The organism is Metabacillus malikii (assembly GCF_030813355.1).
Taxonomy (GTDB): domain Bacteria; phylum Bacillota; class Bacilli; order Bacillales; family Bacillaceae; genus Metabacillus; species Metabacillus malikii.
This window is the reverse complement of the sequence record NZ_JAUSUD010000002.1, coordinates 244472-262246: the sequence shown is the minus strand read 5'-3', so window position 1 is coordinate 262246 and position 17775 is coordinate 244472. Positions and strand designations below refer to the sequence as shown.

Here is a 17775-nt window from a genome sequence, read left to right as displayed (position 1 = left end):
TGCCCCATATTATCACCCCACAGATAGTATTATGACAATCATAATATGAAAGAAAGATTACCGTCAAACGTTACACTTACTCGATTTCTTAAATAATTATGTGATAACACGATTAAAAATACCCTTTTTAATGAAAAATCGCTTTTTATGACCTTAAATGCGTATTTCTCGTCTACAATTCAGAAATAAGACTCTTTTCTTTAGACTGTGCCCATAAAAATTGATGTTTTAATATTTTTCTCTTCGGTTGATTTCAGTAGAACTGATAAGAATTGATAATCATACAATCACTGTGGAAAATTTTTTGAGGGCAAATAAATCAATGAGGAAGGGGGAGCAAAAAATCCTTGTCCCCCAGTTGAAAATAGTATGGAAATATTAAATGATCAGTTTTAGTACGATATAAAAATGTTGTTCTTTTAACATTAATCTGAAACATAGCCACCTATTAGAAATACATCATGAAAATGTTGATTAAAAGTTTGTCGTTTCTCTTTTAAAAATCCCTGCTGAATCATGAATGATTTGGTACTTTCTTAAAGATTAATAATACTAACATTCCTAAGCAAACATAACCGAATATTGGGTAGAGCGAAGTAATCAGTTGGCTGTAACCAATTTTACTTATGAAAGCAGCGATACATAAAATACAACATATAATAACCATCCTCGGAATGGTTACAAATGATAGTATCTGTTTTTCTAATCCATATAAATTGCCAATAACCGATGTAAATACTTCACCATAGATGACCGCTATGTAAATAAAATATATCGAGTAAAGGGTTGTTTTCATTACTTCTGCCATTGGAATATCATAGGCTGTCAAATTTGGTAAGCTCGATAATGCGATATGACTACTTATGAGAATTAGTGTCAATATTGCACCACCAATTATGCCGCCTCTTTTCAATACTTTTTCATCATTTATTTCACTTGCAAGCGGAACAAGCACTGCTGAAGCCATCGTTAAATTAAAAGCGGCATAAGAAACAGCAGACAAAACCCACTTAAACGACATGGAAGCTTCCTCCGTCATATGATAGAGCGTCTCTTTTGAAAATGACTCTACAGCCAATATCACACTAAATAAAATCAACATTGGAACGACTAAACTATTGACACTATATAACCCTTTAATCCCAAATACCATTACACCTATCGTCAATAAGATTGTGATAATGACACCAATTCTGACTGATAACCCTAATTGTTCTTTAAAGATCGCTCCCGCACCAGAAAGCATAATTGACGTTAATCCAAATAAAATAAGCAACATAAAAAAATTAATAAGTCGTCCGATTTTTCTCCCAAATAAAAACGTCATTAGATCTTGATAAGATTTCGCTTTCAATCTATTTGAAATAATGAGCATTTTTGTTCCGATTGTGATAAATAATAACCCAACTACCAAAATACCTGCAAAACCAAAAATACCGTACTTAGTGAAAAACTCCACTATCTCCCTTCCAGTTGCAAAGCCTGCTCCAACAACTGTCCCTACATAAACAGCAGCAACTTGAAAAGACGAGAGCCATGATTGTTTCATTATTTGAACACCTCACAAGTAAGAAAGCTTGTTTCATTATATGTACAAGAATGAAGAACATGCGCCCCACTTATGACTTGAAATTCATTTTTCATAGGAGGTTGAAGCAATATTACTTATTAAGAACTTTCCCTAGGGCTCTCACTCTATAATCTTTTATAAGAAAAACTCTCCAGCAGAAAATTCTTTATGCAAAAAATAACTATGGTCAATAAAGCTTATACATTCAATATAAAACATTATCGTTAGTTTTATCATTAGGCTCACTTCTAAAAGATTGTGGTTTTTGTACGAACTATTTTAAGGGTTTGTTGGAGCTGATTGCGAGACTTCTGCGGATGTGTGGGAGAGTTGAGACGTGAGTAGGCGTTTACGCTGAGGAGCTAGATAAGCTTTCCACCCACCCCGCTGTTGCTGTGTACTGTATAGAGAACCCCCCCCTAAACGATTACTCAGTAAAAAGCAACAGTGTATACGAAAAAAGCATATCTTTGGCATGAGTAATTAACCATTCCTCATTGCAAAACAGCAAATAACTCGTAATAGGTTATAAAATTATGGGAAATATTACATTTTAATTTTCAAATCGTATTACTTGAAAGTCAAAAAAGGTCAAACTATACTATAGTCAGAGATGGTCAAACAGACATCTCCTCCTATTTAGACATTTAGTCAAAGTTTCTCAAACTTTTCATTCATTAATTGACATAGAGTCGTTTCCAAACATTAACAATGCTCCATGTCACATGATTGTTAATGTTGTAGTAACACAACTAAAAAAATGAAAGGAATGTATAAGTATGATGTGTGAAAAATGTCAATCTAATCAAGCATCTGTTTATTTTAACATTCAATTTAATAACCAACATAAGCAAATGAAGTTATGCAATGATTGCTATATGAAAACAAAACAATCATTACCTAATAATATCTCTAGCCCATATTCCTCTTTTCCTTTTGAGGACCTATTTAAAGGAATATCACAACAGCAACAACCATCAGCTCTTAATCAGAAAGAGCAACTACGTAATGGTGGTGGAATTCTAGACGAGCTTGGGCGAAATATAACCAATGCTTCTCGTGCAGGACTTATTGACCCTGTTATTGGACGCGATAAGGAAGTAAAACGAGTGATTGAAATTTTAAATCGCAGAAATAAGAACAATCCGGTATTAATTGGTGAACCAGGTGTCGGAAAAACTGCGATTGTTGAAGGTTTAGCATTAATGATTGCGAATGGTACTGTTCCTGCAAAACTAAAGAATAAGGAAGTATATCTTTTAGATGTTGCATCACTCGTCGCAAGCACAGGTATTAGAGGACAATTTGAGGAACGTATGAAACAAGTTATTCAAGAACTACAACAGAAAAAAAATATCATCCTATTCATTGATGAAATTCATCAGCTAGTTGGAGCCGGATCTGCAGAAGGATCTATGGATGCAGGGAATATTTTAAAGCCTGCCCTAGCAAGAGGAGAACTTCAAGTAATCGGGGCAACGACATTAAAAGAATACCGTTCAATCGAAAAGGATGCTGCACTTGAACGTCGCTTCCAACCCGTCACGGTTTTAGAACCTGACACCGAACAAGCAATTAACATTATTAAAGGTATTCAAGATAAATATGAGACGTATCATCATGTACGATATACAGATGAAGCGATAGAAGCTTGTGTAAAATTATCGCAACGATACATTCAAGATCGCTTCCTACCGGATAAAGCGATTGATTTATTGGATGAAGCTGGGGCAAAGAAGAACCTATCTCTTCCTCTTTATAATGAAAAAGAGCTTCAAAACCGCCTTGCAAACATCGTAAAACAAAAACAAAAGGCTACTGAAGCTGAGGACTACGAACTAGCTGCCAAACTAAGAGATGAAGAAAGTCACTTAGAGTCCCAATTACAACATGAGGATAAAATTGATAAACTTGAAGTAACTGTTGAAGATATCCAAGAAATTATTGAAAGAAAAACGGGAATACCTGTTGGTAAGCTTCAAGAAAATGAACAAATAAAGATGAAGCATTTAGTCCGGAACCTTTCACAAAAAGTTATCGGTCAACATGATGCAGTTCAAAAGGTTGCAAAAGCGATAAGAAGAAGTCGAGCAGGGTTAAAACCAAAAACAAGACCGATTGGCTCATTCTTGTTTGTCGGTCCTACCGGGGTCGGGAAAACCGAATTAACGAAAACACTCGCAGAGGAACTATTCGGATCTAAAGAGGCGATGATTCGCTTAGATATGAGTGAATATATGGAGAAACATACAGTATCAAAAATTATTGGTTCTCCACCAGGCTATGTTGGACACGATGAAGCCGGTCAATTGACCGAAAAGGTTCGCCGAAATCCTTATAGCATCATTTTATTAGATGAAATAGAAAAAGCTCATCCAGATGTACAACATATGTTTTTACAAATCCTTGAAGATGGTCGACTAACAGATAGCCAAGGTCGAACTGTCAGCTTTAAGGACACCGTCATTATTATGACAAGTAATGCAGGGGTTAGCGAAAAAACGATAAAAGTCGGCTTCAATACAGATGAAAATACAGCTGTTAGAGAAAGTGAATTACTTCAATCATTAGGTTCTTTCTTTAAACCAGAGTTTTTGAACCGTTTTGATAATATTATTGAATTCACAACCTTAAATAATGAGGCATTATTAAAAATTGTTACATTGATGTTAGCTGAATTAGCAAGTACTCTTCATGAACAAATGATTGACTTATCAGTGACAGATATAGCGAAAGAAAAGTTAACTCAATTAGGCTACCATCCAGAATATGGGGCCAGACCGCTTCGTCGAGTAATTCAAGAGCACGTTGAAGATAAAATCACTGATTTACTGTTAGACAATGAACAGATTGACTCTATTATTATAGATGTCGAAAATAACGAAATCATTGTGAAGAATAATTGATTTACTAAATAGAAATACGCCCGAGGATGACTTAAAACTTCAGAACCAACAAACAAAATATAATGTTTGTTTGCATTATATTTATGGAACTTGTTTTTTGGGGAGACACGTTGAGTCTTCCTCTTTTTTTCTGAAAACATCAACGACACAACAACGTTAGGTGTAGCTTTTTGTCATTGTATTTTATCTGACTCATATACATGTATTGAGGTGTATGTCATGATAAAATACCAAAAAATGCTGTTAGCTATTTCTTTCGTGTTTCTTATATTCAACGGTTCTTCATTAGGATTTATTTTTTATCAGGAACGTTTAGGTGCAATATTTGGTATCATTTTATTTTATGGGACAAGTTTATTTGCAGCTCTACTTGCTTCAATCGCTTACGAAAATACGAGCACCTATTACTCGCGATTTTTTTTCTTAGGCAATTTGATTGTTTTACTTCTCCCACTGTATTATTTATCAGTGTCATCATTTATCAGCTATACATTTTAGCATGAAGGTCTCTAAATCATAAGAGGCCTTTTTTACTTTTAGATCTATTAGAACACTACCACTTGTTGGTAATATAGTTGATATCCGTATAGGCACACCTTTCCAAAAATGTCACACCTTCCCCAAACAATATTTTCCGAAACCGTAAATGTAAACAGATAAAATTACAAAGAACTTCACCTAAACCTCTTAACAAATTAAAAATCATTCCGATATAAGAAATAAGAAAATATATAAGAAATATGGTGATTTATATGGATAAAACGTCAGTAATAGGATTAATACTTGCAATTATTGCAGTTGGAGTTGGTATGACATTAAAAGGTGTGCATCCTTCGAACCTTCTTAACGCACCAGCCCTACTCATCATTATACTCGGGACAATTGCAGCTGTAACAATTGCCTTCCCTACAAATGAGATAAAAAAGGTACCGAAGCTTTTCGGGATTTTATTTAAAGATAAAAAAATCCCTACGATTCAGGAGCTCATCCCACTTTTCTCAGATTGGGCACAAGTTGCACGTAAGGAAGGCTTGTTAGCACTTGAAGCAAAACTTACAGACATCGATGATCCTTTTTTAAAGAACGGTTTACTTATGGCTGTAGATGGCCAAAATGCTGATTTCATTCGTGACGTCATGAGTGAAGAGATTGAAGCAATGGAAGAACGACACCAAGCTAACGCGACTATTTTCTCACAGGCTGGAACGTATGCTCCAACACTTGGAGTTTTGGGTGCAGTAGTTGGATTAATTGCAGCACTATCACATATGGATGATACTGCTGCCTTAGGTGAGGCCATTGCTGCAGCATTTATCGCGACAATGATGGGGATTTTTACAGGCTATGTTATATGGCATCCATTTGCAAATAAGTTAAAACGTAAATCAAAGCAAGAAGTGAAAGTAAAAGAAGTAATGATTGAAGGTGTCTTATCAGTATTAGAAGGACAAGCACCGAAAGCAATTGAACAAAAACTAGCAACATATCTTCCTGTCAGTGAACGAATGAAAATAGAATCTTCCGTTACTGAAGGAGAGAATGTAAATGGCTAGAAAGAAGAAGAAACAACACCATGAGGAGCACATGGATGAATCATGGTTAGTTCCTTATGCAGATATTTTAACACTTCTCCTTGCATTATTTATTGTGTTATTTGCGGCAAGTAATGTTGATGCACAAAAATTCCAAGCGATTGCTCAAGCATTTAATCAAAGCTTTACCGGTGGAACAGGCGTACTAGAATTCCCTAGTCCAACACCTAGTGGAGAAATGGAACAGCTTGATGTACAGAAGGAAAAGTCCAATGAAGAAAAAGAAGAAGAACAAAGAAAAATGGAACAAGAAAAATTAGAACAAATTCAAGAAAAAATTAATGACTATATCGTTGCTAATAATCTCGGATCTGAATTAAAAACAACGTTAACTGATGAAGGTTTGCTCGTAACAATCTTAAATGATATCTTTTTTGACTCAGGTAGTGCTGAAATACGTGAGAAGGATAAACAACTTGCAAGAGAAATGTCAGAATTACTTGTAATGAAACCACCTCGGAATATTATCGTTAGCGGTCATACGGACAATATTCCAATCAATAATTCATCTTATGACTCCAACTGGCATCTTAGTGTCATGCGTGCAGTTAACTTTATGAAAATCTTATCAGAAAATGGTTCACTAGATGCAAAAGCCTTTAGTGCTAAAGGATATGGTGAATTTAAACCAGTCGCTTCTAATGACTCAAAAGAAGGCAGACAAAAAAATCGACGTGTAGAGGTATTAATTCTACCTAATGAACTGAAGTAACAAAAAACTCTTCCATGAATGTGTTAATGGAAGAGTTTTTTATATTGTTTTTAATGTATAAACCTTGTGCGTTTAATCGTTACTTACTTATGTTGTCCCTATGCTCAACTTTAACTTTGTTTAGTGTGAGGTGTTCAACTAACTGTCTGTTGTTACTCAGGTTCCGTCACGGTTGTTTACACTCATTCACGTTCTTACTTTTTTTCTAAGAGATCACTAGCATGATATCCAATTTTTTTAAGTAAGTGTATTGCTTCTTTTTTTTCATCATCTGATAATATGCCAACAATCTCGTTGATACGTTCCCCATGCGGTGGGAAGATTTCCTCAATTAACGCTTTGCCTTGCTCAGTTATTTGAGCATGTGTCACTCTACGGTCTTTTGGACATGCTCGTCTTGCTAGTAACCCCTTTTGCTCAAGCTTGTCTACTACGTACGTAATACTACCACTAGCAAGCAATATTTTTTCACCAATTTGTTGGAGGGGTTGGTCACCCTTATGGTATAGTAACTCCAATACAGCAAATTCTGTCGGATTCAGCTTAAACGTAGAAATATGTTTATTAACCACATCTGATACTGCACGATGTGCCCTTGATAAGACGATAAACAATTTCAATGATTCTTCTATATGTTTCTCTTTTTCCATTTCACTCAGCCCTTTGAAGAAATATCTTGAATTCAAAATAATTTTAATACAATATATAATAGTAGATCGATGTATATTCGTCAAGTGAGATACACCTACTGCTAATATTTTACACAATGTTTTCATCTGAAACAATACTTCTAGAATGGGCGTTTACTATCATATAATTAGTTTATCCTATTTATAACTACATTGTTTCTTACATGATTTTACCTAACCTTTATTTAGGATTATTTATGTGAATATTCACCATTATAAAGTTATCGTTTTAGATATTGTCAAATCTAGTCCTTTTAGCTATCGCATTGTGAGGTGTGCATTGAACACTACACCGACACACTACACTTTATCACATTAAAGTGACGGGGGACTGTCCCCATAATGAATGGACATAGTACAATTTTGTTCATTCAGATATACTATAATAGCACCTAGTTTTTTTCTAAGCTTATTTTTTATTTAAAAAGGAGCCATATTACATGTCTGAAGTTTTAATAGGGAGTATTTTATCGGCATTATCAACAGGTTTAGGAGCCCTTCCTATTCTTTTCCTTCAAGGTTCCATCACCCATAGGTGGAGGGATATATTACTTGCTTTTACAGCTGGTATTATGATGACTGCTGCCATGTTAGGTCTAATACCAGAATCTTTAAAATACGGAGGGATTGTTGAAGTATCTATCGGTTTATTTTTAGGTGTGCTTATTTTAACGACACTCGAAAAGGCGATTCCACATATAGATTTAGAGCATTCTAAAAGCGGTATTAAATTCGATGAGAAAGCGTTGTTAATTATTGCAGCAATTACATTGCATAACATTCCTGAAGGTTTATCAGTTGGTGTAAGTTATGCATCAACGATAAGTGATACAGGTAATTTAATTGCCTTTGCAATAGGACTCCAAAATGCACCAGAAGGTTTTTTAGTTGCACTTTTTCTCATCAATCAAAGCATTAGTAAATGGAAAGCTTTTATTATTGCAACTGCTACTGGTGCCGTAGAAATCGTTGCTTCATTACTCGGATTTTATTTAACAAGCTTTATTGAATTTTTAGTACCTTACGGATTAGCGTTCGCAGCTGGAGCGATGTTGTTTATCATTTATAAAGAACTTATACCTGAAAGCCATGGTGACGGTAATGAAAGGAATGCTACTTATTCCTTTATTATCGGTATTTTGTTTATGGTTATTTTAATCAACAGTTTTTAATAAAGGCTGTTTAAATAAACATGATTGTTTTCATCTATTAGTTGTCTTTAGTCAATTCTAGTGAGAAATTTGCAATAACTTCTCCCTCTAGTGATGGACATTATCCTAGAGGGAAAATAGTAAAATTATTAACCGTAGCAGGTTGTCCATCTTTTAAGAAAAAAATCATAAAGTCCATCCTTACATTCTTCTTCTTTTAAAAGTTTTTCGTATATATTTAATAAATAATCTAAGTCTTGACTTACTTTTACTGTTATTTGGCTTGTTAGACCTTCCTTTCTAGCTGTTTCAATCATTTCTTGTCTCTTGACCTGGATTAACTCGAAAAGCTTACTACTTAATCGCTCGTTTTTCATCGGGTTTCCTCCTCTCAATCGATCATAGAGAATAATTGCAACTTCCAAAAAATCCATCACTGCTTGTTAATTAATGTTTTCCCCAATAATCAGAAACAAAACATTTCACTCTTTTACTAAGTGATCAATTTTTTCAATAGCAGCGACCCTAAATTCCCTACTTTCTAATTTTTCAACAATCTGCGCCAATTTACTTTCTGTAACATCACTAGATATATTAAGGATAATTCTCCTTAAATATTTATCCCCGTTGTCTAGTGTTAATAAACCTTCAATATTCACATCCTTCACTGCTGTTACCAAATCTTTCAAGGCACCTTTATGCTCCTTTGTTCCGATTGTTAAAACGTATCCTCCTGTCCTCATTCCAAATGAGTCTTCAAGGACATCCATTACATTTGCATGTGTAATAATCCCGGAAAATTCCTGCTTATCATTTAGTACTGCTAAAAATGGTAAACGTCTGATACTAATAAACGTTTTAAAAAATGAATCATTTTCATATATAAACGCATCATGATTGGTGATAAGTGGTTTTATCGAATCATTGTCTTGTCCCTTATTTTCAAAATAGTGTTCAAGGAGGTGTACTTTATAAATTAGTCCAATAAATTTTGTGCCATCGTTTTCAAGTACTGGCACCGAGCGATAGCCGGTTGTATTTAAAAAATCATATGCCTGTTTAACAGTAAATTGACTGTCACAGTATTTAACGTCCTTCTTCTTCACAAAGTGGTATCTAACTTTCATCCTGATATCCTCCTATCTAATACAATATTGTTAGGGTATGGAAGAAACGAACGATTCATGTATCGTATTTATAGAGCTTATTTTTAAGTATTGATATGAGTACAATAATCTTAGGCTGATTTCGTAAACAGTGTTGCTTTTAACTGAGTTGTAGTTTAGGGTTTGTCTCCTCTTGCAGTAATCACGGGTAGCGGGTGGGTGGTGAGCTTCATAGCTCCAAACGGCACGAACAAGCAAACTTCAGGTCATCTCCCTATGATAACTAATCATCGATTCCCCATACGGCTCATCGTGATTCCTTTGGTCTTAGTCGATGCCCGTCTCTAGTTTGTACGTCGATGGGCAAGCCGCCTACGCTTTTCGATTTCCTCGGCGTAAATGCCTGCAGGGTATCACCTCTCCCACGTATCCGGCAGGAGTCTCGCACTTATGCTACAACAAACCCTTAAAAAAGGTTAGTGCAAAAAGCCACAATTCTTTTATTTTAGAAAAGAGCCTAATCTAATTAACAGTTTCAACCTACGAAAGGCCAGAAATGTTCAGGATATATTGGGTTATATTCTATTGTGTCTAGAGAGTATAAATGATTTGAGGAACGTTGGAATGGAGGTATCATACTAAAAAAGTTTTACACTTGATATTGACAGTTTACTCGATTCATTGGTATTATGCTAAACAAGTAATCTATTAAAAAAATACATAACTAATTAATTTTATAATTATTATCTCTTATCAAGAGTTGGCAGAGGGACTTGGCCCGATGATGCCGCAGCAACCGACTATATTGTGTTCCGTACGGACTCACAGTTTAATGAGCACGGTGCTAATTCCATCAGAAGATTTTCTTTCTGAAAGATGAGAGGTTAGAAGCGACGACTTCAAGCCTCTTTCAAATCGAAAGAGGCTTTTTATTACTTTATCTTTATCATTTATCGTCAATATTATGCAGCTAACATATTCATTTTGGAGGGTTATAATGACTACAAAAAGAAAACAAAACTATTCAAGACTAACAGAAACTGAAGTCATTACATTAGCGAGACGGCTACAATTTTTTGAGGAAAATTGTCAATTAAGCTGTGTGAAAATTGAAGAAAACAACATACATATCGTCTTTAAACTCAATGATACTATTTCTGATACTTCAATCATAGTTCAACAAACATACAATAAAGACCATAAGAAAAGTGCTCAATTCTTTTTCGAGCAATTTCCAAAAATATTCTACTATGATGAAGTACAAGGTATTACTGTGATTGAGAATACTCCAATACTGCACTTCGTTTAATCTATATGAGTGTTTTCCGTACAAAATAATAACGAGGGTAACTCAGGAGGCTTTAGAACCATACCTAACGAATTACCCTCAATCCATAATCTTCACTTCCATTTTTCAAGTATACTTTGCTTTTCCTTTTCAGAAATAATCTGAAGCTTGGAAAATAAGGAAGTATAAAAATAAAGTTTTTTCGGTCTTTTTTTAACGCACATATATGCTTGCCCCCTTCTTTACCAGACTCAACTTTCTTTCCTTACTCAAATTATATGTAGTTAAGTCAAGTATGTGACAAGGCATTAGCTGTGTCTTAACTAATAGCTGATTTTACAATTTTTCAAATAATATAAATTTGACACATAGATGTACGTCAAATAAAGTACTGCTACCCTATTCGAAATCTTTATTAGACTATTGTTGATATATCGGTAGCGATATATGGAAGGTCGTTCCTACACCTTCTTCACTTTCAACTTCAACTATGCCTCTATGCTCTTCAATTATTTTATAGCTCACCATCAACCCTAAGCCTGTACCTCTTTCCTTAGTCGTATAGAAAGGCTGTCCAAGTCTTTTTATTTTATCCTCTGATATACCTGTCCCCCTATCCTTAATTGAAACTGTCACATATTCAGCATCCTTTTGGTATATATGAACGTTTACTTTACCACCATTAGGCATGACTTCGATTGCATTTTTTAATACGTTTATGAATACTTGTTTTAATTGATTTGGCTCACAGAAAATTAACGGTAAGCTTTGTTCGACTTGTAGTTCAATTTGTACATTTACTAAAATAGCTTGTGCACTTAGTAAATCAATTGTATCACTCATCACTTTACTAATATCAATTTTTAAATATTCAATTGCTTGCGGACGGGCGAGAATTAAAAATTCTGTAATGATTGATTCAATTCTGCTTAATTCAGAAGTAATGACATTAAAATACATTGAATAATCTGTCTTAATACTGTCTTCTAGTAATTGAATAAAACCTTTTAAAGATGTCATTGGATTACGTATTTCATGTGCAATTCCAGCTGCTAGCTCCCCAACTACATTTAGTGTATCGGATTTTCTAAGTTGTTCTTCTAATTCCCTTTTTTCGGTCACATCTCGAAAAATGGCCAAATTCATATTTTCATTGATATTATTTTTCACTGTAAATTCAAGTATTTTTTCTTCATTATTTTGGAATGTGTAAGTAATTTCTTGAATATCACGGTCATTTTTAGCTTCTGTACTCCCATTCTCCCGACACTGTGCATGCAGTAAATCATAGAGATTAAACGTTGCTAAATTACTCGATTCAATATGAAAGATTTGTTGAGCTGTTGGATTTGCATCAATAATTTCGTACTCATTATTAAATAAAACGATTCCATCCATAGCCCCATTAAATACTTTTCTAAACCTTTGCTCACTTTCTCTAAGTACTTTCTCCATGCGTTTTCTCTCACTCACATTGCGAAAGATTGTCAAATGTTGTCCATCTAATATGTCCATTTTTGAAGTGAATTCAAGTTCTTTATTTTGACCATTTGGCATATGAAACAAAAGTTCTGCCCTTATTGCTCCTGTTTTCATATATTCGGTTTTTACTATTTTGTAGATATCTGACTTCCGGTCGATAAAGTCTAATATATTTTGATTTACTAATTCTTCCTCAGAAAGCTCAAACGTTCTACTAGCAGCCTGATTTGCCTTTAAAATTTGTCCATCTTTTCCCCAAATGACAATGGCATCAATTGCATTTTCAAATACTTCTCGAAATCTTTCTTCACTTTTAAATAGTTTTATTTCCATCGAACGTTTTTCGGTAATATCTCTCATAATCGCCATGTAAAATCCGTTCAGAATATTTGAGGTTGTCGTAAATTCGAATATTTTCTTTGAGCCATTTTTCAATTGAACCGGCAATTCACCTGTCGCATTTCCATGCATACTCAAGGCAGTCCATAGTTTTTCAAGCTTATGTTTTTCTTGGCATTCTACAAAATCACCAAGGACATATGTATTTAATCGTGATTTGTCGATTTCAAAGCTTACACAAAACGATTCATTCGCATCAATAAATAGACCATGCTGGTCGAAAATAACGATACCATCAACTGCACGATGAAATAAATCTTTAAAAAGCTGCTCATTAATCGACCGTTCCCTTTCAAGCATCTTTCGAAATGAAATATCTTTTATCATTGCAAGATTATATTCCTTAACTACATGACGTCGTAGTGACATTTCCATATACTTTACTTGCCCATTGTCTAATTGGATCACAAATTCTTTACGATACGTCTTTTGATTTGGCTCTTCTGTTAGGACAAGTTGAAGATCATTTTCCGGTTTTAAAGACAGAAAATCAATTAAGTTGCGATTACATAAATCTGATTTCGTTAATTGAAACATTTTACATGCAGCAGAATTTACTTCAATAAAATTAAACTTTTGGTCGAATATAGCAACAGCATCAAGTGCATCTTCAATGATATATTCATGTTGCATTAATTTTGATTTTAAGAATTTATTCTCTTCTTCTAATAATGCGATTTTATCTTTTAACGGTACGATTTCGTTTTCCTCCATCGTTTCCTTCAAACCTTTCACCCCTACTAACCTAATATGCTCTCTCTCATATTCTCTCAAGACTAGTCATTGTCCTTCACCAATCTACAAATTGTTTCGAAAAATACGTCATTGTATCGAAATTCACTACGAAAGTCCTAGTGTCATGCAAAACTTACGACACATCTACAAATTTTAATAATAGGATCTTTTCAATTGTTGATTTAAGCAAACTTTATCAAGGGTAGGTTGGATCGTAAATGAGAGAATTCTGCGAAAGATGTGAGGGAAAGGTGAGAGCCCGCAAAAAGCGAGTACTACAAGAAAAGACCAACCCGTAAAACCAACTAATTATTAAAGCAACAATAATTGCAAAAACAGCCTAATAACAAAACTTACAAGCTTGTTACATTTAAGTGTCGTCCCTTACAAATAAATAATTTTATCCGAATAATGTTTAGTAACAACAGTAAAAAGGTATATCCATACTATCTTTCTGATTTTATTACTTCTACGAGAAAGGTGAGACCATGAAAAATCGTGATAGTTATTTTGATAATGCAAAGTTTTTTTTAATTCTTTTAGTTGTCTTTGGACATTTGATTCGATCCTATATCGATGACAATGATTTTATAATGAATGTATATAAATTTGTCTACACTTTTCATATGCCAGCCTTCATATTAATTTCAGGCTATTTTGCAAAAGGGTTTAGAAAAAAAGGGTACTTGGAAAAAATTTCGAAGAAGTTGATTTTACCTTATTTAATTTTTCAAGGTATCTACTCAGTCTATTACTATATCATTCGAGATCAGCAAACACTTCTATTAAATCCTTTCGACCCGCATTGGTCATTATGGTTTTTAGTCAGTTTATTTTGTTGGAATATTTTATTATTCTTCTTCACCAAATTGCATCCCGTATGGGCAATATCTCTTGCGTTTGCAATTGGACTAATAGCTGGTTACTTCGAGGTAATTAGTAACTATTTAAGTCTATCGAGAACCTTTGTATTTTTTCCAATTTTTTTAATCGGCTATTATTTATCTCGTGATCATTTTCAAGCGTTACAAAAACCTAAAATGAAAGGCCTGGCTATCTCACTATTTGTCATAACATTTATCTCTTATTTTTATATAGATTTTCAATATGAGTGGCTTTTTGGTTCGAAACCATATTCGCACTTCGGTCATGTTACGATTATGAGTTCAATCATACGTTTAGGATTTTATAGTATAACGCTCATTACATCATTAAGCTTTTTATCTCTCATACCAAAATCATATCGTTTCTTCACTGAATGGGGTACGAGAACATTCTATGTCTATTTATTACATGGCTTTATCATTCAATATTTACGAAATAGTGAATGGCTAGACTTTATGAAAGATTATCAAAGCATGACATTATTAATAATCTTATCTATTTTTATGACGGCCATTCTTTCTACTACAGTAGTTAAGGCCCTTACACAGCCACTCATTGAGCTTCGAACGTCAACTATTCATCACTATTTGAAAAGTGTTTCAAAATCATAAAGTAAAAGGGTCTATCCAAGAATATATTTCTTTAGATAGGCCCTTTTCATTATTTGTCTTCAAAATGACTTTCCCATACATGAACCTAACGAAGTGGGATATTAGGAGTGGGTATCAGCCTAAAATTAAACAATGAGTACTATTAATAGTTGGTATCACAAGAAATAACTAAAACCAGTTTTAACACTCGTTAAAACATCTATACTATTGAAAAGACGATACGTAATGAAATATGGTAAAATAAATAATTGATTACAACTTTAAGTCTGACAAAAATCTATTAGAAGTGGTGTACAAGACATGAAAACAGTTTTATCAACATTAAATGCTAAATACATTCATACAAGCCTTTCAATTCGATATTTAAAGGCTTATGCAGCTCCAGAATATATGATAGAGCTTGCAGAGTATACAATTAAGGACCCATCAATGAATATCGTAACAGATTTATATACAAAAAAACCCGAAATCATCGGCTTTAGCTGTTATATATGGAACATTGAAGAAACGATTAAAGTAATTAAAATGCTAAAAAAAATAAACCCTTCGATCCAAATTGTTTTAGGGGGGCCAGAGGTTACTTATGATACAAAGGAATGGATGGAAAAAATTCCAGAGGTAGATTTTATCATTATCGGTGAAGGCGAGCAATCATTTAAACAATTGCTAGATGAGTTACACGGAGAGAATAATTTTCGTGACATTGCTGGTATCGCGTACCGTGAAAACGACCGTATTAAAATTAATTTGCAACAGAATAAGCTTGATTTAAAAACTTTGCCTTCCCCATTTCGGTTTGAGGAAGATATTCCACATCTTTCTAAACGAGTTACCTATATTGAAACGAGTCGCGGCTGCCCATTTAGCTGTCAATTTTGCCTTTCGTCTATTGAAGTCGGCGTACGCTATTTTGACCGTGAAAAAATTAAAGATGATATCCGATATTTAATGGAAAATGGCGCAAAAACGATAAAATTTGTGGATCGAACGTTTAATATTAGTCGTAGCTATGCGATGGAGATGTTTCAATTCCTCATAGACGAGCATAAACCAGGTGTCGTTTTTCAATTTGAAATTACTGCAGATATTATGCGGCCTGAAGTCATCCAATTTTTAAATGATCATGCACCTAAAGGGCTATTCCGTTTTGAGATTGGCGTTCAATCAACGAATGATACGACAAATGAGCTCGTGATGCGGAGACAAAATTTTAGCAAACTAACGAGAACGGTAACGATGGTAAAAGAAGGAAACAAGATTGACCAGCATCTGGACTTAATTGCCGGATTACCTGAGGAGGATTATCACTCATTTAAGAAAACGTTTAATGACGTCTTCGAGTTACGTCCCGAAGAACTTCAATTAGGATTTCTAAAAATGCTAAGAGGGACCGGACTTCGTTTACGTGCTGAAGATCATGGTTACGTATTTATGGATCATTCACCATACGAAATATTAAAAAATGACGTACTTTCCTTTGAGGATATGATAAAAATTAAACAAGTAGAAGATGTTCTCGAAAAATACTGGAATGACCATCGCATGGATGCAACAATTGAATATTTAGTTTCACATGTTTTTGCAACACCGTTTGACTTTTTCCAAGACTTTGGGACATATTGGGATGAGAAAGGTTGGACAAGAATCGGGCATCAGCTCGAAGACCTATATAAACATCTTTACGAGTTTTTACAAGAAGAACGAAATGATGATTTACGTGTTGTTAGTGGCTTTATGAAATATGATTATTTACGCAATCAAAAATATAAACCACGAAAGCCTTGGTGGGATGACTCACTATCAAAAGAAGAACGCAGTACGGTCTATCATACACTTTTACAAAATCCATTGATTTTAGGTAAGGATTTTGCCAAGTTGGGACTTACCGAGAAAGACTTATTTAAACATACTGTAATAGAAAAAATACCATTCCAAGTGGGTCATTATTTAGACTCGGGCCAAATGATTGAGGAGGATTCAATTATCCTTGTATACTATAATCAGATAAAGGCAGAAACTTCTGTTTTCACAGCACTTACAAAAGATGTAAAAAATAAAGTGGGTTAAGAGGGTGAAGGATCACCCTCTTTTTTATGTTATTTATATTATGTTACTTACGTTTCTTCTTTTCTTGTTTCTGTTTAGATTTGTTAGATTCTAACACATCATAAATTTGGGCTGCATTTACATCGCCCATTTCCTGTCCAAATTCTTCCTGTAATATTTCCTTTGGCATTGGTTTTTTATGATTTTGCATCTCTTTACTTTTCTTATTTTTTTTCGCCATTGTCATTACTTCCCTTGCTTTCCTTTTTTAGAGTTACGATTAGCACCCTTCATTGGGTCTTGGTCATCATTAATTTCATATGCTTCACTTTCAGGAAGACTTTCAGTTGGTGTGAAATTATGTTTAATCGCTTGGTTTCTAGCTGCTTTTCTTTTCATCTGGTGTCCCCCTAACTTTTTCATTTGATACAAAATTAATTTCCCCATTTGAATACCCATTAATTCGAGGTAGGTTTAGGAAGTCGGAAATACATCGATTTTATTTAACCGGTGCTGACTGAAAATGCTATCTACGGTAATATAGAAGGGTCTTTTTTACCACTGTAAACGGAAATTCAGTTTTATGGGGAAATACATTGAGTT

Annotated in this window: 15 protein-coding genes and 1 riboswitch; of the genes, 8 read left to right on the top strand and 7 right to left on the bottom strand. The window is 34.2% G+C overall.

Annotated features, from left to right (window positions below; all coding sequences use genetic code 11):
• Positions 1-514: 514 nt before the first annotated feature.
• Entirely contained in the window at positions 515-1549 is a 1035-nt protein-coding gene (locus J2S19_RS03435; RefSeq protein ID WP_307337241.1) for a YkvI family membrane protein, read from the bottom strand.
• 800 nt (positions 1550-2349) lie between these two features.
• Here J2S19_RS03435 and J2S19_RS03430 point away from each other — a divergent pair.
• From J2S19_RS03430 to motB, 4 genes are all read left to right on the top strand, one after another.
• On the top strand, positions 2350-4476 hold the full coding sequence (locus tag J2S19_RS03430) for an ATP-dependent Clp protease ATP-binding subunit (protein WP_307337238.1): 2127 nt from the start codon (positions 2350-2352) through the stop codon (positions 4474-4476).
• Between the two features lie 219 nt (positions 4477-4695).
• Positions 4696-4974 (top strand): hypothetical protein, encoded by a 279-nt coding sequence (locus J2S19_RS03425; protein WP_307337235.1) that lies wholly within the window; start codon positions 4696-4698, stop codon positions 4972-4974.
• A 254-nt stretch (positions 4975-5228) separates the two neighbouring features.
• Entirely contained in the window at positions 5229-6029 is an 801-nt protein-coding gene (gene motA, locus J2S19_RS03420; RefSeq protein WP_307337232.1) for a flagellar motor stator protein MotA, read from the top strand.
• A complete protein-coding gene (motB, locus tag J2S19_RS03415; RefSeq protein WP_307337230.1) occupies positions 6022-6780 on the top strand; it encodes a flagellar motor protein MotB in 759 nt (252 codons plus the stop codon). The genes motA and motB overlap by 8 nt, the downstream gene beginning before the upstream one ends.
• Before the next feature lie 194 nt (positions 6781-6974).
• Here the strand turns inward: motB and J2S19_RS03410 are convergent, their stop codons facing one another.
• Entirely contained in the window at positions 6975-7430 is a 456-nt protein-coding gene (locus tag J2S19_RS03410; RefSeq protein WP_307337227.1) for a MarR family winged helix-turn-helix transcriptional regulator, read from the bottom strand.
• A 479-nt stretch (positions 7431-7909) separates the two neighbouring features.
• On the opposite strand from J2S19_RS03410, the gene J2S19_RS03405 reads away from it, so the two are divergent.
• On the top strand, positions 7910-8641 hold the full coding sequence (locus J2S19_RS03405; protein WP_307337224.1) for a ZIP family metal transporter: 732 nt from the start codon (positions 7910-7912) through the stop codon (positions 8639-8641).
• A gap of 128 nt (positions 8642-8769) precedes the next feature.
• Here the strand turns inward: J2S19_RS03405 and J2S19_RS03400 are convergent, their stop codons facing one another.
• Together J2S19_RS03400 and cbpA are read right to left on the bottom strand one after the other, a co-directional pair.
• A complete protein-coding gene (locus J2S19_RS03400) occupies positions 8770-8997 on the bottom strand; it encodes an aspartyl-phosphate phosphatase Spo0E family protein (protein WP_307337223.1) in 228 nt (75 codons plus the stop codon).
• Positions 8998-9102: 105 nt separating this feature from the next.
• Positions 9103-9747: a cyclic di-AMP binding protein CbpA gene (gene cbpA / locus J2S19_RS03395; protein ID WP_307337219.1), complete on the bottom strand. Its 645-nt coding sequence runs from the start codon at positions 9745-9747 to the stop codon at positions 9103-9105.
• A 726-nt stretch (positions 9748-10473) separates the two neighbouring features.
• Positions 10474-10609, top strand: a riboswitch (SAM riboswitch).
• 114 nt (positions 10610-10723) lie between these two features.
• Between cbpA and J2S19_RS03390 the strand changes: the two genes are divergently transcribed.
• Positions 10724-11035, top strand: a complete 312-nt coding sequence (locus J2S19_RS03390; RefSeq protein ID WP_307337216.1) for a hypothetical protein — start codon at positions 10724-10726, stop codon at positions 11033-11035.
• A gap of 399 nt (positions 11036-11434) precedes the next feature.
• Here the strand turns inward: J2S19_RS03390 and J2S19_RS03385 are convergent, their stop codons facing one another.
• Positions 11435-13621: a PAS domain-containing sensor histidine kinase gene (locus J2S19_RS03385; RefSeq protein WP_370875034.1), complete on the bottom strand. Its 2187-nt coding sequence runs from the start codon at positions 13619-13621 to the stop codon at positions 11435-11437.
• A 497-nt stretch (positions 13622-14118) separates the two neighbouring features.
• Between J2S19_RS03385 and J2S19_RS03380 the strand changes: the two genes are divergently transcribed.
• A complete protein-coding gene (locus tag J2S19_RS03380) occupies positions 14119-15126 on the top strand; it encodes an acyltransferase family protein (protein WP_307337213.1) in 1008 nt (335 codons plus the stop codon).
• 300 nt (positions 15127-15426) lie between these two features.
• Positions 15427-17193, top strand: a complete 1767-nt coding sequence (locus J2S19_RS03375; protein WP_307337209.1) for a B12-binding domain-containing radical SAM protein — start codon at positions 15427-15429, stop codon at positions 17191-17193.
• A 43-nt stretch (positions 17194-17236) separates the two neighbouring features.
• On the opposite strand, the gene ykzE is transcribed toward J2S19_RS03375, so the two are convergent.
• Together ykzE and ykzP are read right to left on the bottom strand one after the other, a co-directional pair.
• Positions 17237-17413, bottom strand: a complete 177-nt coding sequence (gene ykzE / locus J2S19_RS03370) for a protein YkzE (protein ID WP_307337206.1) — start codon at positions 17411-17413, stop codon at positions 17237-17239.
• 5 nt (positions 17414-17418) lie between these two features.
• Complete coding sequence (gene ykzP / locus J2S19_RS03365) at positions 17419-17571, bottom strand: protein YkzP (RefSeq protein ID WP_307337203.1); 153 nt, start codon at positions 17569-17571, stop codon at positions 17419-17421.
• Positions 17572-17775: the final 204 nt, after the last annotated feature.

What these genes read in the sequence shown, in the direction of transcription:
- J2S19_RS03430 (WP_307337238.1), top strand. Translation starts at nt 2,350, where the DNA reads ATGATGTGTGAAAAATGTCAATCTAATCAAGCATCTGTTTATTTTAAC.
- J2S19_RS03400 (WP_307337223.1), bottom strand. Translation starts at nt 8,997, where the DNA reads ATGAAAAACGAGCGATTAAGTAGTAAGCTTTTCGAGTTAATCCAGGTC.
- J2S19_RS03390 (WP_307337216.1), top strand. Translation starts at nt 10,724, where the DNA reads ATGACTACAAAAAGAAAACAAAACTATTCAAGACTAACAGAAACTGAA.
- J2S19_RS03405 (WP_307337224.1), top strand. Translation starts at nt 7,910, where the DNA reads ATGTCTGAAGTTTTAATAGGGAGTATTTTATCGGCATTATCAACAGGT.
- J2S19_RS03375 (WP_307337209.1), top strand. Translation starts at nt 15,427, where the DNA reads ATGAAAACAGTTTTATCAACATTAAATGCTAAATACATTCATACAAGC.
- J2S19_RS03425 (WP_307337235.1), top strand. Translation starts at nt 4,696, where the DNA reads ATGATAAAATACCAAAAAATGCTGTTAGCTATTTCTTTCGTGTTTCTT.
- motA (WP_307337232.1), top strand. Translation starts at nt 5,229, where the DNA reads ATGGATAAAACGTCAGTAATAGGATTAATACTTGCAATTATTGCAGTT.
- ykzP (WP_307337203.1), bottom strand. Translation starts at nt 17,571, where the DNA reads ATGAAAAGAAAAGCAGCTAGAAACCAAGCGATTAAACATAATTTCACA.
- motB (WP_307337230.1), top strand. Translation starts at nt 6,022, where the DNA reads ATGGCTAGAAAGAAGAAGAAACAACACCATGAGGAGCACATGGATGAA.
- J2S19_RS03380 (WP_307337213.1), top strand. Translation starts at nt 14,119, where the DNA reads ATGAAAAATCGTGATAGTTATTTTGATAATGCAAAGTTTTTTTTAATT.
- J2S19_RS03410 (WP_307337227.1), bottom strand. Translation starts at nt 7,430, where the DNA reads ATGGAAAAAGAGAAACATATAGAAGAATCATTGAAATTGTTTATCGTC.
- ykzE (WP_307337206.1), bottom strand. Translation starts at nt 17,413, where the DNA reads ATGGCGAAAAAAAATAAGAAAAGTAAAGAGATGCAAAATCATAAAAAA.
- J2S19_RS03435 (WP_307337241.1), bottom strand. Translation starts at nt 1,549, where the DNA reads ATGAAACAATCATGGCTCTCGTCTTTTCAAGTTGCTGCTGTTTATGTA.
- cbpA (WP_307337219.1), bottom strand. Translation starts at nt 9,747, where the DNA reads ATGAAAGTTAGATACCACTTTGTGAAGAAGAAGGACGTTAAATACTGT.